Origin of the sequence: Nakamurella alba (assembly GCF_009707545.1) — a bacterium.
Lineage (GTDB): Bacteria > Actinomycetota > Actinomycetes > Mycobacteriales > Nakamurellaceae > Nakamurella > Nakamurella alba.
In genome coordinates this window covers 42,141-63,828 of record NZ_WLYK01000007.1, presented here as the reverse complement: position 1 = coordinate 63,828, position 21,688 = coordinate 42,141, and the positions used below count along the sequence as shown (strand labels likewise).

The 21,688-nt window shown below is 72.0% G+C and carries 19 protein-coding genes; 17 read left to right on the top strand and 2 right to left on the bottom strand.

The window, feature by feature from the left end:
* The first annotated feature begins 151 nt into the window (after nucleotides 1–151).
* From GIS00_RS17720 to GIS00_RS17640, 17 genes are all read left to right on the top strand, one after another.
* The gene (locus tag GIS00_RS17720) at nucleotides 152–1,216 is read left to right on the top strand and encodes a class I SAM-dependent methyltransferase (protein ID WP_154769799.1); all 1,065 of its coding nucleotides are present in this window, start codon (nucleotides 152–154) and stop codon (nucleotides 1,214–1,216) included.
* A gap of 61 nt (nucleotides 1,217–1,277) precedes the next feature.
* Nucleotides 1,278–1,544 carry a hypothetical protein gene (locus GIS00_RS17715; protein WP_154769798.1) on the top strand — a complete coding sequence of 89 codons (267 nt, stop codon included), beginning with the start codon at nucleotides 1,278–1,280 and terminating at the stop codon, nucleotides 1,542–1,544.
* The gene (locus GIS00_RS17710; RefSeq protein ID WP_154769797.1) at nucleotides 1,541–2,329 is read left to right on the top strand and encodes an SDR family NAD(P)-dependent oxidoreductase; all 789 of its coding nucleotides are present in this window, start codon (nucleotides 1,541–1,543) and stop codon (nucleotides 2,327–2,329) included. Before GIS00_RS17715 ends, GIS00_RS17710 begins: the two co-directional genes overlap by 4 nt.
* 134 nt (nucleotides 2,330–2,463) lie before the next feature.
* Nucleotides 2,464–3,828 carry a Rid family hydrolase gene (locus tag GIS00_RS28480; protein ID WP_196073338.1) on the top strand — a complete coding sequence of 455 codons (1,365 nt, stop codon included), beginning with the start codon at nucleotides 2,464–2,466 and terminating at the stop codon, nucleotides 3,826–3,828.
* A 97-nt stretch (nucleotides 3,829–3,925) separates the two neighbouring features.
* Entirely contained in the window at nucleotides 3,926–4,291 is a 366-nt protein-coding gene (locus tag GIS00_RS17700) for a VOC family protein (protein WP_154769795.1), read from the top strand.
* A gap of 1 nt (nucleotide 4,292) precedes the next feature.
* A complete protein-coding gene (locus GIS00_RS17695) occupies nucleotides 4,293–5,741 on the top strand; it encodes an amidohydrolase family protein (protein WP_154769794.1) in 1,449 nt (482 codons plus the stop codon).
* On the top strand, nucleotides 5,726–7,267 hold the full coding sequence (locus tag GIS00_RS17690; protein ID WP_196073337.1) for a class I adenylate-forming enzyme family protein: 1,542 nt from the start codon (nucleotides 5,726–5,728) through the stop codon (nucleotides 7,265–7,267). Before GIS00_RS17695 ends, GIS00_RS17690 begins: the two co-directional genes overlap by 16 nt.
* Complete coding sequence (locus GIS00_RS17685; RefSeq protein WP_154769792.1) at nucleotides 7,264–7,962, top strand: aspartate/glutamate racemase family protein; 699 nt, start codon at nucleotides 7,264–7,266, stop codon at nucleotides 7,960–7,962. Before GIS00_RS17690 ends, GIS00_RS17685 begins: the two co-directional genes overlap by 4 nt.
* Before the next feature lie 124 nt (nucleotides 7,963–8,086).
* Entirely contained in the window at nucleotides 8,087–9,826 is a 1,740-nt protein-coding gene (locus GIS00_RS17680) for an ABC transporter substrate-binding protein (RefSeq protein WP_154769791.1), read from the top strand.
* 25 nt (nucleotides 9,827–9,851) lie between these two features.
* Nucleotides 9,852–10,379 carry a carboxymuconolactone decarboxylase family protein gene (locus tag GIS00_RS17675; protein WP_196073336.1) on the top strand — a complete coding sequence of 176 codons (528 nt, stop codon included), beginning with the start codon at nucleotides 9,852–9,854 and terminating at the stop codon, nucleotides 10,377–10,379.
* A gap of 1 nt (nucleotide 10,380) precedes the next feature.
* Nucleotides 10,381–11,103: an alpha/beta fold hydrolase gene (locus GIS00_RS17670; protein WP_154769789.1), complete on the top strand. Its 723-nt coding sequence runs from the start codon at nucleotides 10,381–10,383 to the stop codon at nucleotides 11,101–11,103.
* Nucleotides 11,100–11,900: an alpha/beta fold hydrolase gene (locus GIS00_RS17665; protein ID WP_154769788.1), complete on the top strand. Its 801-nt coding sequence runs from the start codon at nucleotides 11,100–11,102 to the stop codon at nucleotides 11,898–11,900. The genes GIS00_RS17670 and GIS00_RS17665 overlap by 4 nt, the downstream gene beginning before the upstream one ends.
* The gene (locus GIS00_RS17660; protein ID WP_154769787.1) at nucleotides 11,897–12,949 is read left to right on the top strand and encodes an ABC transporter permease; all 1,053 of its coding nucleotides are present in this window, start codon (nucleotides 11,897–11,899) and stop codon (nucleotides 12,947–12,949) included. The genes GIS00_RS17665 and GIS00_RS17660 overlap by 4 nt, the downstream gene beginning before the upstream one ends.
* Nucleotides 12,949–13,875, top strand: coding sequence for an ABC transporter permease (locus tag GIS00_RS17655; RefSeq protein ID WP_154769786.1), 927 nt, complete (start codon nucleotides 12,949–12,951; stop codon nucleotides 13,873–13,875). The genes GIS00_RS17660 and GIS00_RS17655 overlap by 1 nt, the downstream gene beginning before the upstream one ends.
* 95 nt (nucleotides 13,876–13,970) lie before the next feature.
* Nucleotides 13,971–16,070 carry an ABC transporter ATP-binding protein gene (locus GIS00_RS17650; protein WP_154769785.1) on the top strand — a complete coding sequence of 700 codons (2,100 nt, stop codon included), beginning with the start codon at nucleotides 13,971–13,973 and terminating at the stop codon, nucleotides 16,068–16,070.
* A gap of 64 nt (nucleotides 16,071–16,134) precedes the next feature.
* Complete coding sequence (locus tag GIS00_RS17645) at nucleotides 16,135–17,586, top strand: amidohydrolase family protein (protein ID WP_154769784.1); 1,452 nt, start codon at nucleotides 16,135–16,137, stop codon at nucleotides 17,584–17,586.
* A gap of 91 nt (nucleotides 17,587–17,677) precedes the next feature.
* Complete coding sequence (locus GIS00_RS17640) at nucleotides 17,678–18,538, top strand: IclR family transcriptional regulator (RefSeq protein ID WP_154769783.1); 861 nt, start codon at nucleotides 17,678–17,680, stop codon at nucleotides 18,536–18,538.
* 765 nt (nucleotides 18,539–19,303) lie between these two features.
* Here the strand turns inward: GIS00_RS17640 and GIS00_RS17635 are convergent.
* Together GIS00_RS17635 and GIS00_RS17630 are read right to left on the bottom strand one after the other, a co-directional pair.
* Nucleotides 19,304–20,791, bottom strand: a complete 1,488-nt coding sequence (locus tag GIS00_RS17635) for an MmgE/PrpD family protein (protein ID WP_154769782.1) — start codon at nucleotides 20,789–20,791, stop codon at nucleotides 19,304–19,306.
* Nucleotides 20,788–21,621 carry a cyclase family protein gene (locus GIS00_RS17630; RefSeq protein ID WP_407666884.1) on the bottom strand — a complete coding sequence of 278 codons (834 nt, stop codon included), beginning with the start codon at nucleotides 21,619–21,621 and terminating at the stop codon, nucleotides 20,788–20,790. The genes GIS00_RS17635 and GIS00_RS17630 overlap by 4 nt, the downstream gene beginning before the upstream one ends.
* Nucleotides 21,622–21,688: the final 67 nt, after the last annotated feature.

Sequence of the window (21,688 nt, the reverse complement as noted above, 5' to 3'; positions counted from 1 at the left end):
TGGAACAGCGTTCCACAGGCGGGAACGAATCCGGACGAATCGGAAAGTCTGTCGACCGGCACCGAGGCCGGGCGGCGGGACCAGCACCACCAGCAAGCACCGAGCACCAACCCGGGCACACCGGGCCACGGTCGTGGAGAAGGGTCGATCCATGAAGACAGGTCTCACCCAGCGCGGACGCGCTCACTTCGCCTTCCTGGCAGAGATGGCCGGCTGGTCCGGGCGTGAGCTGCAGAAGGCGGCCGCGGCCGACCTGGCCACCGCCCTGGAGAGCGTCGAGCTGCCGGAGAACACGCAGGCGAAGCTGAAGAAGGGCTACGAGCTGCTGGAGCCCTCCGCTGCCTTCGCCTGGGACCGCTTCTACACGCGGGTCTCCGGTGAGCACCAGTACGTCGCCGCGCTGGAGGCCTACGAGGACGGGGTCACGGCGATCGAGGCCGAGTACGCCGACCAGGCCGACGCCGGCGGCACTCTCGTGCTGGACGAGTCCGTCGCGGCACCGAAGTACTGGACCGACACGGAGTTCCACCTCGCGCCCGGCGGCTGGGAGGGCCACCCGCGGATGGGCTTCATGATCCACGACTACATCTACGACCTGCTCTTCGCCACCGGCGGTGTCGGCGCGGTCAAGCCGGGCGAGAGCTTCGCCGACCAGCGCTACGTCACCGCCAAGGAGGGCCGCAAGGACTCCTATCGCAACATCCTGGAGCTCGGCGTCGGCACCGGGCGCATGGCCTCCGCGCTGCAGCGCGCCTGGCCGGACGCGCAGATCCACGGCGTCGACCTGGGCGAGAGCGAGCTGCGGCACGCCAAGCTGATCGCGGCGCGCAACGGCTGGAAGTGGGACCTGCGCCAGGCCGCGGCCGAGGAGCTGCCCTACGACGAGGGCACCTTCGACATGGTCGCCGCCTTCATCCTGCTGCACGAGGTCCCGGTCCCGGTCGCCAAGCAGATCATCGGCGAGGCCTTCCGGGTGCTGGAACCGGGCGGCGAGCTGATCATCGGCGACGTCGCCCCGTACACCCAGCAGGAGTCGCTGTTCCGATCCGTCGTCCTTGACTGGGAGACCGACCACCGCTGCGAGCCGTTCTGGCGCGGCGCGCTCCTCATCGACCGCGGCCAGATCTTCCGCGACGCCGGCTTCGTCGAGGTCGAGGAGTACGGCGTCGGCCCGGGCAACTACCCGTGGGTGACCCGCGGCGTCAAGCCCGCCTGACCCGACGCTTCGCAGTTCTGCCAGAAATAGCGACAACACAGACAGAGAAGGAAGTCCCGGTATGGTGCGCACCGCGCCGAGTTACCTGCACCAGGCCACGGTGGAGGACGTCGCCCGCATGGTCGAGTCCCTCACCGAGGAGCTGTGGATCCTGCGCGACCGGGTGGTCGTGCTCGAGGAGCTGCTCGAGGCCAAGGATGTCGTGAAGGTCGCCGAGATTGACGGGTTCGAGCCCGACGAGAAGGCGCACGCCCGGCTCGCCAAGGACCGGTCCCGTCTGGTCCGCCGCGTCCTCGGCGCCCCGCTGGCCCGGCAGGAGTGGTCGTGACCTCCACCGTTCCCGCCGAGCTGTCCCCGGCCCTGGGCAGCGCCCTGGACCTGGCCGGCCGTACCGTGGTCATCACCGGCGCCAACAGCGGCATCGGCGCGGCCGTCGCCCTCGGTCTGGGCCGGATGGGCATGAACGTGGTCGGCGTCGCCCGCCGCACCGACAAGCTGGAGGCCGTCGGCCTGGCCGCCAAGGAACAGGGCAGCACGTTCCTGGCCGTCGGTGCCGATGTGACCGACGAGGACCAGCTGGCCGCCGCCATGGACCGGACGGTCGAGACCTTCGGTGGCATCGACTGTGTCGTCGCCAATGCCGGTATCGCCGCGGTCCAGCCGGCGCTGGACATGCCGGCCGAGGACTTCCGGTCGGTGCTGGACGTCAACATCAGCGGTGTCTTCCTCACCGCGCGCACGGCCGCCCGCCGGATGACCGGCGGCGGCACCATGGTGCTGACCAGCTCCAGCTTCGCCAAGCGCGGCTTCAACGACTGGGCCCCGTACAACGCCTCGAAGGCCGCGGTGAGCATGCTGGCGCAGACGCTGACCCAGGAGTGGGTGGCCAAGGGCATCCGGGTCAACGCGATCGCCCCGACCGCCACCCTCACCGACGTCAACCGGGCGCTGTTCGAGAACCCGGACTTCTCCGCCGGTGTCGTGGCCGGGATCCCCAGCGGCCGGATCATGCAGACCGAGGAGCTGGTGCTGCCGGTCGCCTTCCTGCTCAGCCCGCGCAACCAGATGATGATCGGCCAGACCTTGTTCGTCGACGGCGGCCAGGCGCTGTAACGCCTGGCGCAGCCGACCTCGGGAGTGCCCGCCGCTCCCGGGGTGATGCCGCCGTGCCCGCACCACCCTGTACCACCCCGCCATATGCCGTACCAGCACCACATCCGCACATGAGATCCCAGGAGCCAGCACAGGTGTCCAGCAAGCGCGTCGCGCACAACGTCCCCGGGGCGGACTTCCCCGAGTGGTACCCGAGCAGCTCGGTGGTCACCGCCGGGCCGTACGCCTTCACCGCCTCGATGAGCGCGGTCGATTTCGCCACCGGCGTCGCACCGGCCGCCTCGGTGTCCCCGGGCCTGCCGCGCACCACCGGGCACCCGGTCAAGCTGCAGGTCCGGGAGACCTACCGCCGGCTGTCCGCCGCCCTCGGTGCGGTGGGATCCTCGCTGGAGGCCGGTGTCTCGATCAACCAGTGGCAGCCGACCTTCCGCGGTGACGCCGTCCGCGACGACTCCGCGCAGAACGCATACGTCGAGCACTGGGAGGCCTGGCGGGACGTCGCGCACGCGTACATCCAGGGCCGCAACGAGTTCCTGATCGACGACCGCCCGGCCAGCTGCCTGCTGCCGGTGGACCGGCTGGTGGCCAAGGACTCGCTGATCGAGATCCAGCTGGTCTCGCTGCTGGACGACTCCGGGATCAGCAAGCGGGCCTACGCGCACGACGTGCACAACCCGCTGGGCGGCTACTCGGTCGGCATGGAGGCCGGCCCACTGCTGTTCAGTGCCGGCTTCATCCCCACCGACTTCGAGTCCGGCCTGCACCCGAATGCTCGCGTGCCGCAGCACATCTGGTACGGCAACCAGGTCGCGGCGGAGACCGCGGAGACGCTCCGGCAGATCCGTATCACCATGGAGTCGGCCGGCGCCGACTGGGCCGACGTGGTCAAGGTGGTGCTGTACCTGACCCCGGAGGGCATGCGGAACCTTCCCGCCGTGGAGGAGGTCTGGCAGCAGAACTGGCCGGACAGCCCGCCGGCCCGGGCCATCGTCCCGGTCAGCGGCATCGGCGGGGTCAAGGGCGGCAACGTCGAGATCTTCGTGATCGTCGCCCGCCGCGACGCCGGTGGCGACCGCGAGGTCATCACCGCGCCGGACGCGTTGCCGGCCATCGGCCACCAGGTGCAGGCCATCCGGTCCGGCGAGTTCCTGTTCCTGTCCACCCAGCTCGGCCGGTCGGCCGACGGTCCGCTGCCGGCGGCGGTGGCCGCGCAGGACGGACTGCCGTTCACCCGGCGCGCGCTGGTGGACCAGGTGCGGGCCATCCACGAGGACGTCGCGAAGATCTGCGCCGCAGCGGGCACCTCGATCGAGAACACCGTCAAGGCCGACCTGTACCTCACCGACTTCGGTGACCTGGCCACGCTTTTCGAGGTCTGGCCGGAGCCGTTCACCGACGGCCTGCCGGCCGCCGGCTTCTTCGAGGTCCCGCCGGGATCGCTCGAGGTGCCCGGCTGCACGGTCGCCGCCGACATCATCGTGCACTGCCCGCAGGGCTGAACCGGCGCCGGCGACGCACCGAAGAGCACAACAACTCCACGAGACACCCCGTACAGCAAGCACTTCCGGTACCACCCCCCGAGAGGACAGCACAGCAGTGATCAAGGCCATCCGCGGCATCAACATCAAGGTCCGCGACCAGGACAAGGCGAAGGCGTTCTGGACCGAGCAGGTCGGACTCGAGGCCATCTCGGACACCCCGATGCCGGACTTCCTGCCCAAGCGCTGGCTGGAGACCCGCGGTGTCGACGGCGGCGCGATGATGGTGCTCAACTGGCCGATCTTCGACGAGGTCGAGTTCTTCTCCGGCATCACCTTCATCTGCGACGACGTGCTCGCCACCGTCGAGGAGCTGACCGCCAAGGGCGTCGAGATCGTCACCGCCCCGATCAAGGCCGGGTTCGGCTGGTGGGCCACGTTCAAGGACCTCGACGGCAACGTCTTCGTCCTGCGCGAGGGCTGAGATGGGCGACCGCCGGCTGTTCCGGCCGAAGTGGGTGCTCACCCCGGACGGGATCCGGGAGGGCGCGAGCGTGCTCGTCGAGGACAACCGCATCACCGCGGTGCTCGACGCCGGCGCCGACCTGTCCGGGATCGACGCCGAGGTGGTGGAGCTGGCCGACCAGCTGCTGATGCCCGGCCTGGTGAACACCCACACCCACGTGGGTGCCGGACCGGTCGGCCGCGGCATCTCCGAGGACTACCCGCTGCCGGACGGCATGCCGTTCTACGTCCCGCTGTCCCGGCTGTGGCGATGGGCGTACCAGGAGCGGTTCCGGGAGAGCTTCCGGGCCGTCATGGAGTGGGACACGCTGGGCATGCTGCGCAGCGGCACCACCACCATCGTCAACCACGCCTCCACCGACATCCACGGCTACCTGGACATCGCCGCCCGCAGCGGCATCCGGACCTGGACCGGGCCGACCATCCCGCTGGACGTCACGCACCGGCTGGGCCAGCTGGACCGCACCGCCGGCGACGGCAGCGCGGAGCGGCCGGACAGCATCAGCGGTGACAAGCAGAACTCCGAGCTCGCCGAGCTGGAGGAGATGTTCGCGACCTGGGACGGCGCCGCCGACGGCCGGATCCGCATGCTGCTCGGCCCAGCGGCCGTGCACACCGACGAGTTCTCGGTGCTGCAGGGCGTCGCCGAGGCCGCGCAGCGGCTGGACTGCCTGGTCACCACCCACCTGTGCCAGGCACCGGGCGAGCTGGCCGAGACGCAGCGCAAGTACGGCACCACCCCGCTGCGGGTGCTGGAGCGGGCCGGGCTGGCCGACGACCGGCTCATCGCCGCGCACGCCACCTACCTGCCGGTCGAGGACTACGAGCTCGCCGCGAGCTCGGGCATCACCATCGCCCACTGCGCCTCGCGCAAGGCGAAGGAGGCGCTCACCTCACCGTTCCAGGTCTTCCGGGACGCCGGCATCAAGGTGTCCCTCGGTACCGACGGCTTCAGCTGCGACATGGTCGAGGAACTCACCCTGGCCACGACTCTCGGCAAGATCGCCACCGGTCGGCTGCACACCCCGGCCTCGGCCGAGGTGCTGGAGATCGCCACCGCCGGCGGCGGCCGGGCACTGCACCGCCCCGACCTCGGCGTCATCGAGGCCGGTGCCCTGGCCGACCTGGTCGGCATCTCGCTGGCCGACGCCGCCACCTGGCCGGTGTTCGACCCGATCCAGACGGTCGCGCTGTACGCCAGCGGCCGTGACGTCCGGCTGGTCGTCGTGGACGGCGAGATCCGGGTCCGCGACGGGGCCGTCGTGGGTACCGACATCGCCGCCCTGCGTGCGGCCGCGGACACCGCCCTGCAGGAGATCTGGTCCACCGCGGTGGACGAGGGCCTGCTCACCGAGGTGCTGCCCAGCACTTCCCGACGGAACGGAGCCGTGCCGTGCCCGACCTCCTGACCCGGGTCGCCGCCAACGCCCACCGGCTGGCCGACGCCCCGGCCATCGACAGCCCGTCCGAGGGCCGGCTCACCTGGGGCGACCTGGGTGTCCGGATGGACGAGCTGGTGGCCGGTTTCCGCGCCCGTGGCCGGGTGCCCGGCGAGGCGATCGGCATCGGCGTCTACCGCGGCACCATCGGCATCCAGCTGTACCTGGCCGCGCAGGCGGCCGGGCTGCGCCCGGTGCTGCTCGGCATCGGCCTCGGCGAGCACCTGGTCGGCGCCATCCGCACCGCCGGCATCACCGAGCTGTTCTGCGGCCCGGAGCTGACCGGCGCGCCGGAAGCCGCTGCGGCGACGGGCATCCCGCTGTTCACCGTGGACGGACCGGCGGTCCTGGCGCAGGTGTCCGGCACCCCGGACGCCACCCGCAACTGGGTGGAGCGCACCGATGACGAGGTGTCCGCGATCCAGTACTCGACCGGCACCACCGGTGTGCCCAAGGGCATGGTGCGCAGCGTCGGCGCGGACTTCTGGGACGCGGTGAACCGGAACCTCTGCATGCGCACCCGGCACTCCGAGCGGTGGATCTGCGCCAGCCCGACCAACATCAACGTGGCCATCGGCGCGCTGCGCTGCATGATCCTGATGGGCGGCTGCATCGTCGCGCTGGACGAGGTCTCCCCGGAGACCATCGAGCTCGCCTCCCGCGACGGGGTCACCATCCTGCCGCTGCAGGCCCCGGGCTGGCGGTCGCTGCTCGCCTCCGGCGTCGCCGACCTGCTGCCGGAACGTGGTCTGCGGGTGGCGGTCTCGACCGGCCAGCGGACGCCGGGCCCGATCATGGACGCCCTCGGCGCCCTGGTCGGCGACCGTGGTGAGGTGGTCAACAGCTACGGGCTGACCGAGACCAGCACCATCGCCACGCTGACCAGCTCGATGCCGGCCTACGGTGCGGACTTCGTCGCCGGCACCCCGGCGCCGCTGGCGAACGTCGAGGTCGCGCCGTTCTCCGGTGCGGTCGCCGATGCGGGCTCCCGCGGTGAGATCCGGGTGCGCGGCGTCGCCGTCAGCCCGGGCTACGTGCTGCCGACCGAGGAGGGCCAGTCGAACGTCGGGACCGCCGCCGACGGCTGGTTCTACACCGGCGACGTCGGCGACTGGAACCCGGACGGCACACTGTCGGTGCTCGGCCGCTGGAAGGACGCGTTGGTCGTCGCCGGCAAGTACGTCTTCCCGTACGAGCTGGAGACGCTGGTCGGCAACCTGCCCGGCGTCGACGAGGTCGTCGTGCTGGACGACGGACACGGCCTGGCCGTGGTCGTGCAGCCGGCGGCCGGCGCGGTGATCGACGCCGCCGCGGTGCGCGACGCCGTGGCCGGCCGGGCCCCGGTGGTGCCGTCGGTGTCGGTCATCGACATCATGCCGCGCAACTCGTCCAGCAAGATCAACCGCGGTGACCTGCGGGAGCTGTTGCTGGCCGGGTCGTCCCGGCTGTCCCCGCTGACCGACCCGGAGCAGTCCACCGTGGGGGCCGGCGCGTGACCGGCCCGCTGCGGCTCCGGGTGATCGCCCCCGTCCGGCTGCCGGACGAGGCGATCGGTGCGCGCCAGGCCCGTTACCGGGAACTGGCCGGCCCCGGCTTGCAGGTCGACCTCGACCCGCTGACCGGACCGGACGCCCCGCGGGCCCTGGACGACGCCGCCGCGGTGGAGGCCTCGATCGCCTGCGTGCGTGCGCAGGCCGAGGCGGTGACCCCGGACGTCGCCGACATCGTGCTGCCGGACTGCGTGCTCGACCCCGGTGTGATCCCGGGGGCGGCGTCGCAGGTACCGGTGCTCGGCATCCTGCAGCTGGTCGGGTCGCACCTGGCCGCGCTGCAGCAGCCGTTCACCGCGGTCACCCGGAACCGTCCGATCGCGGACGAGCTGCACCGCAAGGCCGGTGAGTACGGCTTCGGGCACCTGCTGCTCGAGACCGACGTCATCGACGGTGGTATCGAGCTGATCTCGGACGAACCCGAGTGGGTGCGTCGGCTCTCCGCCGTCGCGGTCCGCCGGGCCGCCGAGGGCATCGGCACCGTCTTCAACGGCTGCTCCGCCGTCGCCGTCCCGCCGGGACTGGCCGCCGGGGTCGCCGTCATCGACCCGACAGCGCTGGCCCTGCAACTGCTCTCGCTGTCCCGCTCGACCGGCCTGCTGCCGGTCGTGCACCCCGCTGCGCAGCCGGTCCCGGCCTGACAGCACCCGTACTGCCGTTACCCCGTACTGCCGCCCTGCCGCGCCACCAGCACCACCTCTGCAGTACCCCGAGCACCCGCCCTGTCCCCATCCCCGTCTCACCCGCACCGGAGGACACCACCCGATGACGATCAACGCGCGCGCGGTCAACCGTCGCCGCTTCTTCCAGCTCGGCGCCGCCGCCACCGGCACCCTGCTGCTCGCCGCCTGCGGCGGCACGACCGACACGCCTGCCGCCACCGGAACCGGGACCTCCGGCGGGGCATCGGGTTCCGGCACCGCTGCCGCCGGCACCAGCAGCTCCGTCGCCCCCAGCGAGCTGGTCTCGGTCGACACCAGCCCGATGACCGGTGTCCCGTCCGGCGTGCAGCTCGCGCCGACCCAGGAGGCCAGCTTCGCGCTCAGCAACCTGCCGGCGTCGATCGACCCGCACGTCACCGGCGGCTACCCCCGTCGGTTCGACATGTACGAGATGCTCACCGACGTCAAGCCGGACACCGGCGCGCCCCGGCCGTTCCTGGCCACCGAGTGGGAGCAGATCGACGACACCACCTGGGAGTTCACCCTCCGCGACGGTGTCAAGTTCCACGACGGCAGCCCGCTGACCGCCGAGGACGTGGTGTTCAGCTGGACCCGTGCCTCCGGCGAGAACTACGCGATCAAGTCGCAGATCAGCACCTTCAAGTCGGCGACCGCGGTGGACGACACCACGGTGCGCATCGTCACCTCGTCGCCGGACCTGCTGATGCCCAAGCGCGCGGCGCAGATCGGCATCATCCCCAAGGCCTACTACGAGGGCCTGGGCGCCGATGCCGAGGCGCGGGACGCGGCCTTCGCCGCCGCCCCGGTCGGCTCCGGCCCGTACAAGTTCGTCGAGTACTCCACCGAGCGCGCGGTGGTCGAGAAGGCCGACACCACCTGGCGCACACCGACCCTCACGAAGATCACCTTCCTGTCGGTGACCGACACCGGGTCGCAGATGAACAGCCTGCTGGCCGGCGACGTGCAGTACGTCAACATCATGCCGCTGACCAGCATCGCCCCGCTGACCGCGGGCGGCGCCACGCTGATCAACATCACCAAGGGCAACGACCTCGGCGCGTTCATGGACGAGGTCGACATGAACGGTGCGGTGAAGACCGGCCCGATGGGCAACGCCACCGTGCGGCAGGCGTTCCAGCACGCCATCAACAAGAAGGAACTCGTCGAGCAGGTCCTGAAGAACTCGACCTACAACGACAACGGCCAGCTGATCGGTCCCGGCCTGACCGGGTTCAACGACGCGCTGTCCGAGTTCGCCTACGACCCGGAGAAGGCCAAGTCCATGCTGGACGAGGCCGGCTTCCCGGCCCCGGCCGACGGCAGCCCGCGGTTCACGATCACCATGGCCTCCGCCTTCGCCGGCCCGGGCTCGGTGCGCCGGCTGGTCGGCGAGTACTTCGCCAACGCCATCACCCAGCTCGGCGTGCAGGTGGACTACACCGCGCTCACCGACTCCACCCTGCAGCTGGACTACTTCTACAACCGCCAGCAGCGGCCGGACATCTACCACTTCGGGCTCTTCACCCGGCCCTACATGGACGCCGCCCGCGCCTACACCTACTTCACCACCGACGGTGGCGGCCTGCACATGACCGACGACGAGTTCGACGAGCTGTACACCAAGCAGCTCTCGCAGTTCGACGAGGCGGAGCGGGCCGAGACCCTCGACCGGATGGCCGAGATCATGCAGGAGAAGTCCTGCTTCCTCTTCGCCTGCGGTGACGTCTGGATCGACGCCGCCGGCAAGGGCCTGCGTGGCCTGACCCAGTGCGACGCCCAGACCGACCAGTACTACAGCGCGCTGTACATGGTCGAGGCCTGAGATGACGGCAGGACGCGTGGGGGTCGTGCCCAGGGTCACGGACTGGTCCGTGGACCCGGAGACCGCGGAGGCGGAGGCGAAGGCGGTGGCCCTGTTCGGTCACGTCTCGGACCTGTTCGCCGCGCTCGGGCACGCCCCCACCGTCCTGTCCGGATGGATCGACCTTGTCCGCCGGCTGCGCACCGATCTCTCGGTCGACCCGCGGCTGCACGAGCTGGTGGTGGTGCGGGTGGCCGGGTCGATCGGCGCCACCTATGCCGAGACCGCGCACCGCCGACTGGCTCTGAAGGCGGGCGTGCGACAGGAGCAACTGGACGCGATCGACCTGACGGCGACCGCGCAGACCTCGGCGGAGTTCGACGACACCGAGCGGGCGGCCCTGCTGCTGGCGGCCAAGGTGGCGGCCGCCACCGCCGGGCCGGACGACGTGCTGACCCTGATGGAGCTGATCGGCGAGCGGGACGCCACCGAACTCCTGGTGATCGCGGCGTTCTACTGCTGCGTCGGCCGGATCACCAACGCTCTCGGCGTCGTCCCGATGGGCGGCGGGTGACATGAGCGCCGCCCCGGCCACACCGACGGTCGTGCTGCTGCACGGCTGGCTCTGCGACGCCACCGACATGCGGCCGCTGGCCGCACGGCTGGTGCCGCACCTCGCGGTGACGGTGCCGGACCTGCCCGGGCACGGTGCCCGGGCCGCGCTGCGGTCGGAGAACCCCTGCACCATCGCCGATCTCGCTGACGCGGTGCTCCGCGGGCTGCCCGGTCCGGGCCCGCTGTTGGTGGTCGGGCACAGCCTCGGCGGTGCCGTCGCGCTGGAGATCGCCGCGCGCGTGCCGGAGCGGATGACCGGCCTCGTGCTGCTGGACACCACCTGGGCCGTGGTGCCGCCCGCGCCCGAGGTGATCGCGGCCCCGCTGGAGGGCGACGGCTACTTCGCCCGCCGGCAGGCGTTGCAGCACAAGCGGATGGACCTGCACCCGGCCGGAACCGCCCTGCCCGCGGCCGATCCCGGTACGGCCGCGGACATCTTCCGCGACCTGATGACCTGGCCCGGCCCGCAGCGATTGCGGACGGCGGGCTGCCCGGTGCTCGCGGTGTTCTCCGGCGCGCACCGGGCCGCCGCCGTGACCGCGGACCAACTGCCCGGCGTCCGCGCGAGGGTGCTCCCGGACTCCGGACACTGGCTGATGCTGGAGCGCCCGGACGAGGTCGCCGCTCTGGTCCTGGATCTCGCCGCCGATCACCGGCGCCCGGCGGTCGGGGCCGGCGCATGAGCGGCCCGATCGTCCTGGTGCACGGTGCCCAGCACGGCGGCTGGTGCTGGCGACGGGTGCTGCCCGGCCTGCGCTCCGCCGGCCACGAGGTGCATGCGCCGACCCTCACCGGGCTCGCCGACCGCGCCCACCTGCTCACCGCCTCCACCGGTCTGTCCACCCACATCGATGACGTCGCAGCACATCTGGAGGCCGAGGAACTGACCGACGTCACCCTGGTCGGGCACAGCTACGGCGCACTCGTCGTCACCGGCGTGGCCGACCGGCTGCCCGGGAAGGTGCGCACCGTCGTGCTCTTCGACGGGCCGGTGGCCCGGGCCGGCGAGTCCGGGGTGGACCTGCACCCCGCGGCGCACGTGTTCCTCTCGCGGGAGACCGTGGTGGACGGCATCCCGGTGATCCCGCCGTCCGACGGCAGCTCCCTCGGCCTGGACCCGGACGATCTGGCCTGGGTGCGCCGCCGGTTGACCCCGCAGCCCGCCCGCGCCGTCCGGGAAGGTCTGCCGCACAGCGGGACCGACCGCACCTCGACGATCCGGCACTGCTTCATCCGGACGCAGCGGGCCGACGGGTCGGACTCCGCTCTCCCGGACCGGGCCGCCGGGCCGGGATGGACGGTCCGCACCGTCCCCGGCGGTCACGACGCGATGATCACCCGCCCCGGCGAGGTCGTCGCCGTCCTGCACGAGCTCGCGGAGCTGCCGCCGCCCGACACCGCCGAACCCACGCACCAGCACCAGCCGCACGAGTTGTTCGACCGGACACCCGCCGAGTCCGCCACCGGAGGTACCGCATGACCATGACCGCGCCGCCCGGGAGCACGGGCGACCCGCTCGCCACGCTCGCCGAGGAGAACGTCACCGCCGCGCAGCGCCGGGCCGTCCGCCGCGCCCGGTTCCGCGGCGGATCCGGGTGGGTGTTCGCCGCCCGCACCGTCGGCCGGCTGATCCTGGTCATCTTCGGCGTGCTGACGCTGCTGTTCTTCCTGCTGCGGGTCAGCGGTGACCCGGCCTCCTCGCTGGCCGGTCCCGACGCCACCGCCGCCGAGGTGGAGGCGGTCCGGGTCCGGCTCGGGCTGGACGCGCCGCTGTGGGGGCAGTACATCGACTTCCTGCGCGGCGCCGTCGTCCTCGACTTCGGCAACTCCTACCGGATGTCCGGCGACTCGCTCTCGCTGGTGCTGGAGAAGCTCCCCGCCACCATCGGTCTCATCGCCGTGTCCTACCTCTTCGCGATCCTGGTGGCGCTGCCGCTCGGCATGATCGCAGCGCTCACCCGCAGCCGGATCTACGCCCGGTTCGTCGACACGGTGGTCGTCGTCGGCCAGTCCGTCCCGGTCTTCGCCGTCGCCGTGGTGCTGGTCTACCTGCTCGGCGTCGAGGCCGGACTGGTGCCGACGCTGGCGGACGAGGGCTTCTCCTCCGGGTTCGCCGCGCTGATCGTCCCGGTCTTCTGCCTGGCCATGCACCCCATCGCGCAGCTCCTCGAGCTCACCCGGGCCGGCCTGCAGGAGTCCATGCGGGAGGACTTCATCCGCACCGCCGAGTCCAAGGGTGTCGCCCCGTGGCGGGTCGTCTCCCGGCACGCCATGCGCCCGGTCGGTACCGCCCTGCTCAACGTCACCGGGCTGGACCTGGCCGCGATGCTGAGCGGCGGCGTGGTGGTCGAGTCGATCTTCGCCTGGCCCGGCATCGGTCCGGTGCTGGTGTCCTCGGTCTCCAACCGCGACTACCCGATGGTCGCCGCCGCCACCTTCGTCGTCGCCGTGCTCGTCGTGCTCATCAACTTCGTGGTCGACCTGATCTGCCGCCGGCTCGACCCCCGCACCCGGAAGGCGGACGCCTGATGGTCACCGTGCTCCCCACCCCCGATCCCGCCCCGGCCGCGCCGCCGCCCGCCGCGGCCACCGATGCCGTCCCGCACCGCTCGCAGACCGCGGCCCGCGCCTTCTTCACCCGCCCCAGCGGGGTCATCCCGCTGGTCGTGCTCGCCGTGATCGGGCTGTCCGCGATCTTCGCGCCGCTGATCACCCCGTACGACCCGAACCACCAGGACCTGATCAACCCGCTGCTGCCGCCGTCCTGGCTGCCCGGCGGGTCGTCGACGCACCTTCTCGGCACCGACGAGCTCGGCCGGGACATGGCCACCCGGCTCGTCTACGGCGCCCGCACCGCACTGGCCCTGTCGCTGTCCGCCGCGACCATCAGCGCGATCGTCGGCACCATCGTCGGCCTGCTGGCCGGCATGTACCCGAAGTGGGTCGGCTCGGTCGTCATGTGGCTGGCCGACTCGCAGATGGCCTTCCCCTACGTCGTGCTCGCCCTCGTCGTCATCACCGTGCAGGGCAACTCGATCCCGTCGCTGCTGTTCGTGCTGACGCTGTTCGGCTGGGTGCAGTTCGCCCGGGTGGTGCGGGCCGAGGTGCTGCGGGTCAAACACGCGGACTACGTGCTCGCCGCCCGGGCGGCCGGCAGTTCCGGGATGAAGATCGTCTTCCGGCACGTGTTGCCCAACGTCAGCTCCCCGGCGCTGGTGCTGTGGACCTTCCAGGTGGCCGGCGTGCTGCTGCTGGAGAGTGCGCTGTCCTTCCTGGGTCTGGGCATCCAGCCGCCGACGGCGGACTGGGGCACGATGTTCGCCTCCGGCCGGGCCTTCATCATCACCAACCCGTGGAACTGCATCCTGCCGGGGCTGGCCGTGATGATCGCGGTGCTCTGCGCCAACCTGCTCGGCCGCACCCTGCGCACCGTGCTCAACCCGAGACTCCGATGACCGCCGCCACGACCTCCGGTCCGGCCACCGCCGGAGCCGGGACCGCGCCACGATCCCGCCGCCGCGGGCGGAGCACGAGTGAGGACCCCAGCACCATGAACACGTCGACCACCTCCGCGACCACCGCAGTCCTCGAGCCGGACAAGGGAGCGGGCACCCTGCTCGCCGTCGAGGACCTGCACACCGTCATCGACCGACGCGGCCGCAGCACCAGTGCGGTGGACGGGGTCTCGCTGACGGTGGCGCCCGGCGAGGTGGTCGCCCTGGTCGGCGAGACCGGGTCCGGCAAGTCGCTCACCGCGCTGTCGGTGCTCCGCCTGCTGCGCGCGCCGGTGCGGCTGGCGTCCGGCCGGATCACCTTCGACGGCAAGGATCTGGCGACCATGTCGCCGCGCCAGGTGCGGGCCGTGCGCGGCAACGGCATCGGCATGGTCTTCCAGGACCCGATGACCGCGCTGAACCCGTACCACACCGTCGGTGCGCAGCTGGCGGAGACGATCCGGCTGCACCGCCGCGTCCCGCGGGCCGAGCTGCAGCCGCTGATGGTCTCGCTGCTCACCGAGGTCGGCATCGTCAACCCGGCGCTGCGACTCACCCAGTACCCGCACGAGCTGTCCGGCGGCACCCAGCAGCGGGTGATGATCGCGATGGCGCTGGCGAACCGCCCCAAGCTGCTGATCGCCGACGAGCCGACCACCGGCCTGGACGCCACCGTGCAGGCGCAGATCCTGGAACTGATCAAGGATCTCGCGGCGGCGCGGGACATGGGCGTGCTGATCATCACCCATGACCTGGGCGTGGTCGCCGGGATCAGCGACCGCACCGTCGTGATGTACGCCGGGCAGGTCGTCGAGTCCGGCGCCACCCGGGCGGTGCTGCGCGCGGCACGGCACCCGTACACCCGGGCCCTGCTCGAGGCGACCCCCCGGCTGGACGAACGGGCCGGCCGGCTCGCCTCCATCCCGGGCAGCCCGCCGGAGATCGGCCGGTTCCCGCAGGGCTGCCGGTTCGCCCCGCGCTGCGGCCGGGTGCAGGACCGGTGCCACACCGAGATGCCGCTGCTGCAGCTGGGTGTCGCCACGGCGGAGGGCACCGTCGCGCGGGACCAGGTGCGCTGCCACTTCCCGGAGGCCGAGGCGGTGCCGGTGGTGGACGCACCGATCTCCCCGGAGTCCGGTCTGCCCGAGGTCGAGGCCCCCGCCACACCCTCGCTCGAGAAGGACGCCGCGTCCGACGACCGTCCGGTCGCCGTCGACGCCGCCGGCGTGCAGCGGTACTTCACCACCCGGCGCGGCGTCACCAAGGCCGTCGACGGGATCGACCTGAGGATCCGGGTCGGCGAGACCCTGGGCATCGTCGGCGAATCCGGCTGCGGCAAGTCCACCTTCGCCAAGCTGCTGGCCGGGCTGGACCGGCCCACCGGCGGCGAGGTCGCGCTGCACCCGGGGGAGCCGGCGCCGGCCGGGCGGGCCGGGGACCGCGCGTACGTGCAGTTCGTCTTCCAGGAAACCTTCGGCTCGCTGGACCCGAGACGGACGGTGGCGCAGACCATCTCCGAGCCGCTGGAGAACCTCACCGATCTCGACAAGAAGGCCCGCGCCGACGCGATCGCCGAGGTGATGGCCGCCTGCGGTCTGCCCGCGGGCGTGGCCGGTCGTTACCCGCACGAGCTCTCCGGCGGCCAGCGACAGCGGGTCGGGATCTCGCGCGCGCTGGTCACCCGGCCGACCGTGGTGGTGATGGACGAACCCATGTCGGGGCTGGACGTCTCGGTGCAGGCGCAGATCGTCAACCTGCTGCAGGACCTGCGCGAGGAGTACGGCATGACCACCGTGCTGGTCTCGCACGACGTCGGCGTCATCCGGCACCTGGCCGACCGGGTCGCGGTGATGTACCTGGGCCGGGTGGTCGAGGTGGGCGAGGCGGAGCAGCTGCTCACCCACCCGCAGCACCCGTACACCGCTGCGCTGATCTCGGCCGTGCCGCTGCCCGATCCGGAGCTCGAGGCCGCCCGCACCCCGATCCCGTTGCGCGGCGACGTCGGCGATGTCAACCCGCACGCGGGTTGCCCGTTCTCCGCCCGCTGCCCGGCGGCGACCCAGGTCTGTCTCGACACCCGGCCCGTACTGGCCGATGTCGGGTCCGGGGTGATGGCCGCCTGCCACCACCCCGGGTCGGTCACCGTCTCCTCCTGACCTGCTGCTCCGCTCCTGATCTACAGAGTTTTCCCTCCGTCACGAGAAATAGGAACCGCCTGCGATGCCCGACGACCTCGAACAGACCGAGAACACCTGCGACCTGCTGCTGCGCGGCACCGTGCTCACCGTCGACCCGGAACGCCGGGTGCTCACCGACGGCTGGGTGGCGATCCGGGCCGGCATCATCGTCGGGGTGGGCAGCGGGGAGTCCCCGTTCGTCGCGGCCGAGACCGCCGGCAGCGCCGGGCATCTGATCATGCCGGGCCTGGTCAACACGCACACCCACCTGGTGCAGGGCTGCATCCGGTCGATGGCCGAGGGCACCCGGTTCGAGGAGCGACTGTTCGGCTTCTACTACCCGATGACCGGCGCCGCCGGGCAGCAGGACTCCTACTGGTCCGCGATGACCCCGGTGCTCGACCTGCTCCGCTCCGGCGTCACCACCACCGCCGACGACCACTTCACCCACGTCGACACCCGTTCCATGGACGGTGTTCTCGGTGCTCTCACCGATGCCGGCCTGCGGGCGCGGGCGGCCCGGCTGACGGTCAACGACGAGAACGCGGTGCCGCCGGGGATGCGGGAGAGCGTCGACGTCGGGCTGGCCGAGACCGACCGGCTGGCGGCCGAGTGGAACTCGCCGACCCTGTCGGTGACCGCCACCTCGATCGGCATCACCTACGTGACGCCGGACGACCTGCACCGCCTCTACGACTGGACCGTGGCGCACGGCGAGCAGTTCGACATCCACGTGCCGTCGATGATGGACAAGAAGTACCTGGCCGAGAAGCGCGGCTGGCACGGCGGTTCCATCGAATGGCTGGCCAAGGAGGACATGCTCGGGCCGAACACCATCGCCATCCACGCCCAGGGCATCCGCGAGGGCGAGGCGCAGCTGATGGCCGACGCCGGCGCCGCGGTCTCGCTGGTGCCGGACATGGAGCTGGTGCTGGGCATGGTCACCTTCGACTCGCGGGCCTACCAGGCCGCGGGCGTCACCATCGGCCTCGGCCTGGACGGCCCGGTCGTCGCCTACGGCCACAACATGTGGCTGGCGCTGCGCGGCTACCTGATGGCGCAGCGGATCGGCGACTCGGCCCGCAAGCTGGTCGGCGGCGACGCCGGGCGGTTCGGTGACGAGATCCTCTTCGGGATCGCCGAGAAGGCGATCGAGCTGGGTACCCTGGGCGGCGCGCAGGCACTGGGCCTCGCCGACCGGATCGGTTCGGTCGAGGTCGGGAAGGACGCGGACCTGCTGCTCATCGACCTGGGCAACGCCACCACGCTCGCCCCGTCCGGCATGCTGCTCGCCAACCTGGTGTGGGCCGGCGGTCCGGGGCCGGACGTGATCGAGCGGGTGCTGGTGCGCGGCCGCACGGTGATGCGGAACGGCGTCAGCACCGCGATCGACCACCGCGAGGCCGTCACCAAGGCCAACGAGGTGCAGTCGCGGCTGCTCACGGCCACCGGCAGCGATCGTTTCCTGGGCCGGGGGTCGACGTGGCGGTGGTAGCGTCCCTGGGTCCGTTTCTGATGGTGCACGGTCCGAAGTCGCACGGTCCGGTGGCACACCGGCCGGTCCACCGGGGTGGGAGGTCGTCCGCATGAGCGCCGTCGACGGCATCGCCCCCAACGGCACCGACACCGGACCGCTGACCCCGGTCGGCGCCGGGGCGCCGGAGGAGCAGCGGGGCAGCCAGACCGTGGCCGCGGTCGAGCGGGCGGCGGACGTGCTCCTCTACTTCACCCGCGGCAACGGCCCCTCGCTGGGTATCACCGACATCGCCGCCGGGCTGGGCCTGTCCAAGGCCGCCGTGCACCGGGTGCTGGCCTCGCTGCGCACCCGTGACCTGGTGGAACTCGACGAGAACACCCGCAAGTACTCCCTGGGCCCGATGGCCGTCGTGCTCGGCCTGGCCGGACTGGACCGGCTCGACGTGCGCCGCACGGCCGCCGCCGAACTGCCGGCGCTGTCCGCCGCGACCGGGGAGACGGCGACGCTGTCCATCCGGGCCGGCGGGACCCGGGTGTACGTGGACCAGGTCACCCCGGCCCGCGAGATGATCATGTCGGTGTCCATCGGGGTGCCCTACCCGCTGCACGCCGGCGCGTCGTCCAAGGCGTTCCTGGCGTTCCTGTCCGACGAGGAGATCCAGGACTACCTGGGTGCCGGAGGCGGGGCGCTGACGCCGATCACGCCGTCCACGGTGACCGACGTGCCGAAGCTGCTCGCCGACCTGGAACTGATCCGCGAACGCGGCTGGGCGGACTCCACCGGGGAGCGCCAGTCCGGCGCCGCCTCCGTCGCCGCGCCCGTCCGTGACCGCACCGGCAAGCCCGCCGCGGTGATCAGCGTGTGCGGCCCCGCCGCCCGCTTCGCCGAGGAGAAGGACCGCGCGGTCAGCGAGCTCCTCGCCTCCACCGAGCGGCTCTCCATGACGCTCGGGTTCCGCCGGCCCTCCTGATCCCCGGGCGCGGCTAGTTCGGCGTTCCAGCTGGAACGCCGGGTCGCCCTTCGGGTGGTCCGGCCCAGGACGCCCCTGATCAGGGGTTGGCAGCGGGGAAACGCTGTCGGTCCGGTCGCCTCTGGGGTAGGCCGGTCCAGGGAGTCCCTGAACAGATCGAGTGTGGGATGGCCGGGTATTCGGGTCGCCGCTCGTGGTGGTCGGGGTCAGGGACGCCCTGACCAGGTGCAGTGTGGGGTGGCCGGGTGCCCGGGTCGCCACTGGTGGTGGTCGGGTTCGGGGAGGCCCTGACCAGGTGGAGTGGGGGGTCGCCCGGGCCTTTCGGGTCACCTGCGGTGCTGGTAGGGCCGGGCACCTGACGTCAGTGGCCGTTCAGCGACAGTGGCCGTAGTTCAGGGGACCGGGAAGGGGCGAAGCCTCGTTCGGGACCTTCCTGGGCCCTGCAGCGACAGGGTGTTTCGGTTCCGGGGCCTTCTCGAGCCCGCAGCGGGTCTGGAGAGCCCGGGAACTCACCGATGCCCCTGGCCGGCCGACTTCCGGACTCGTGCTCCGGAGCCCGACCTCCGCAACCCGCCTCCGGCGCGTCTTCCAGGCGTAGTTCTCCCTGAACCCCGACCACTGCGCGCGGCGAGAGGCCATCCTCTGGTGAGACTCCCCGTTCGTTGGCCCGAAAACCGTGTGCAGCACGGTGAAATGGCCAACGAACCCTAGCTCCGCCGCTGTCCGGGCCGCCCGGAGAAGCAGCCGGCCGGCCCCCGGGAGCGGTCAGGAAGCGGTGTCGGGGACGGCGGTGAGGGCGGCGTCCAGGGCGTCGAGGCCGGCGCCGGGGAGTTGGAAGACAGCATCCGAGATGGCAGTCGCCGCACCGGCTCCCAGCCCGCCGGCGGTGCAGTTGTCGGTGAACTTGGTGCGCAGCTCGGCGTCGGTCAGCGGGTTGCCGGGGCCACCACGGTTCTCCAGGACCTGGACCGTCAGCTCGCGACCGTCGACCGTGCGCACCCGGGCGATCGCCGGGAACTGGTGCGGGTAGATCGCGTCACAGGTGGCGTCGCCGCGCACGGTGACGGTGGCCATCAGCGCCCGGCGGGCCGGGTCCTGGGCGAGGGCGTCGGTGTAGTCGGACAGCCCGGCACCGAGCCCGCTGCCGCCGAACAACCCCACCGCGAAGGCGTACGGACCGGAGAACTGTGCCTGGTAGGCGGTCTCGGGCCGCTGCTTGACCTCCAGCGGCTCGCCGATGGTGCGGACGATGGCCGACGGCACACCGATCTCCACCGCCGCCACGTCCCCCGGGCGCAGTCCCTGCGCGGCCAGCTCGCGGCCGGCGTCGACCACGGTGTGGGTGAAGTGGTTGGCGGGGTAGGGCTTGAAGAACACCCCGGGCACCGCCCAGTCCGTGCCGAGGCCGGCGATCACCGCGGCCGGATCGGCGGCATCCCGGAGGAACGCCTCGAAAAGCCCGAACCGGCCCTCCAGCGCGGTCGGTGGCCCGGTCAGCCCGCGCCGGGCGAGATCGGCGGCCACCACACCGGAGTGGGCGGCCCAGCCGCAGTGCAGGCGCTTGACGGTGCCGCCGGTGCGGTTCGCCTCGATGATCCCGCTGGCGGTGGACGCGGCGACGGCCAGGGCGTGCGCGACGATGTCGCGGACCTCGGCATCCGGCATCCCGGCCGGAGCACCGGCCACGGCGGCCGCCGCGGCACTGCCAAGGGCACCGCAGATCGACGTGGCGTGCTGGCCGTGGTCGAACCAGAGGTTGGCGCCGGCGTTCTGGTCGTAGCCGGCCATGCCGATCCGGATGCACACCTCGATGCCGACCGCGATGGCCGTCAGCAGGGTGTCACCATCCGCGTCGGCGGCCTGAGCGGCGGCGAGAGCGGCCGGGACGACCGAGGCCGACGGGTGCAGCACCGACGGCAGGTGGGTGTCGTCGTAGTCGAGACTGTGTGCCAGCACACCGTTACCGAACGCGGCCCAGGACGCGGAGGTGCGGCCGGCACCGATCGCCAGCGCCCGCGCCGGGCCGCCCTGGTCCCGCACGAAGTCCAGCGCCGCGGCCGAGGTCGGCAGCGGCAGGGCGGCGACGCACAGGCCGAGCACGTCCAGCAGCCGGCCCTGCACCGAGGTCGCGACCTCGTCGGGGATGCCGCGCCGCAGGGCGTCGGTGGCGAAACCGGCCAGCGCGTCGACCAGGCCGGCGTCCGGGAGTTCTTGTGCGGCACCGGCTGTCGGGCCCGGCAGGCTCACCGTCATCGGAGCACCACGGCCAGCGGCCGGACCGGGGAACCGGTGGCGCCGACCAGGTGCAGCGGGATCGCGACGAACAGGAACTCGTGGTCCCCGGCGGCGGCGATGCCCTCCAGGTCCATGGTCTCGATCAGGTTGATGCCGTGCTCGACCAGCAGCACCCGGTGCGCCGGCAGCAGTCCGTGGCCGGCGCCCGGTGCCAGCATCTCGAAGGCGATCGAATCGGCGCCCAGGGCCGACGGCGAGAACGACGCCAGGTACTCCGCTCCCGCCGTGGAGATGCCGGGTACGCCGGTGGCGTGACCGACGTAGGCGTCCCCTTGGTCCCAGAGCTTCCCCCAGCCGCTGCGGATCAGCACCGCGTCGCCCGGGCGGGGGCGCACGCCCTGTCGCTCGAAGGTGGCATCCAGCTGCTCGACGGTGATCTCGTGCCCACCGGGCAGCTGGTCCAGTCCGAGGGCGGCCGGGACGTCCAGCAGCAGACCGCGGGTGAGCAGCGGGCGCACCGCGTGGATGCCGAGATCGGTGAAGAGTCCACCGGTCTGGGCGGTCGCCGCGTCGGCACCGCCGAACAGCTTGCCGTCCTGCGAGACGTGCGCCACGGCGTCCATGTGGGTGCCGACGTGCGTGCCCATGCTGATGATGTCCGCCGCGGCGGAAGCGCCGTCGGCGCGGCACATGTCGCCGTGCCGGCGGGTCAACGCGTGGGTGTACTTCGGGTGGTTGGGCGACTGCGGCATGCCGGTCCGGTAGGGACGTGCCAGGTCGTGCACCGTCGCCGATCCCAGCGGGCCGAGCACCTTCTCGAGCGGGCTCGGGTCGAGATCTGTCAGCACGTCCGTCACGCACGAACTCCTTCGGGGGCGGGAGACCGGGTCGGGCGGGCGGTGCCAGCGGCGACGG

Bases quoted from the DNA above. Each gene is read 5' to 3' on its own strand.
- GIS00_RS17655 (WP_154769786.1), top strand. From the start codon at position 12,949: ATGGTCACCGTGCTCCCCACCCCCGATCCCGCCCCGGCCGCGCCGCCG.
- GIS00_RS17645 (WP_154769784.1), top strand. From the start codon at position 16,135: ATGCCCGACGACCTCGAACAGACCGAGAACACCTGCGACCTGCTGCTG.
- GIS00_RS17715 (WP_154769798.1), top strand. From the start codon at position 1,278: ATGGTGCGCACCGCGCCGAGTTACCTGCACCAGGCCACGGTGGAGGAC.
- GIS00_RS17680 (WP_154769791.1), top strand. From the start codon at position 8,087: ATGACGATCAACGCGCGCGCGGTCAACCGTCGCCGCTTCTTCCAGCTC.
- GIS00_RS17640 (WP_154769783.1), top strand. From the start codon at position 17,678: ATGAGCGCCGTCGACGGCATCGCCCCCAACGGCACCGACACCGGACCG.
- GIS00_RS17635 (WP_154769782.1), bottom strand. From the start codon at position 20,791: ATGACGGTGAGCCTGCCGGGCCCGACAGCCGGTGCCGCACAAGAACTC.
- GIS00_RS17695 (WP_154769794.1), top strand. From the start codon at position 4,293: ATGGGCGACCGCCGGCTGTTCCGGCCGAAGTGGGTGCTCACCCCGGAC.
- GIS00_RS17720 (WP_154769799.1), top strand. From the start codon at position 152: ATGAAGACAGGTCTCACCCAGCGCGGACGCGCTCACTTCGCCTTCCTG.
- GIS00_RS17670 (WP_154769789.1), top strand. From the start codon at position 10,381: ATGAGCGCCGCCCCGGCCACACCGACGGTCGTGCTGCTGCACGGCTGG.
- GIS00_RS17665 (WP_154769788.1), top strand. From the start codon at position 11,100: ATGAGCGGCCCGATCGTCCTGGTGCACGGTGCCCAGCACGGCGGCTGG.
- GIS00_RS17660 (WP_154769787.1), top strand. From the start codon at position 11,897: ATGACCATGACCGCGCCGCCCGGGAGCACGGGCGACCCGCTCGCCACG.
- GIS00_RS17650 (WP_154769785.1), top strand. From the start codon at position 13,971: ATGAACACGTCGACCACCTCCGCGACCACCGCAGTCCTCGAGCCGGAC.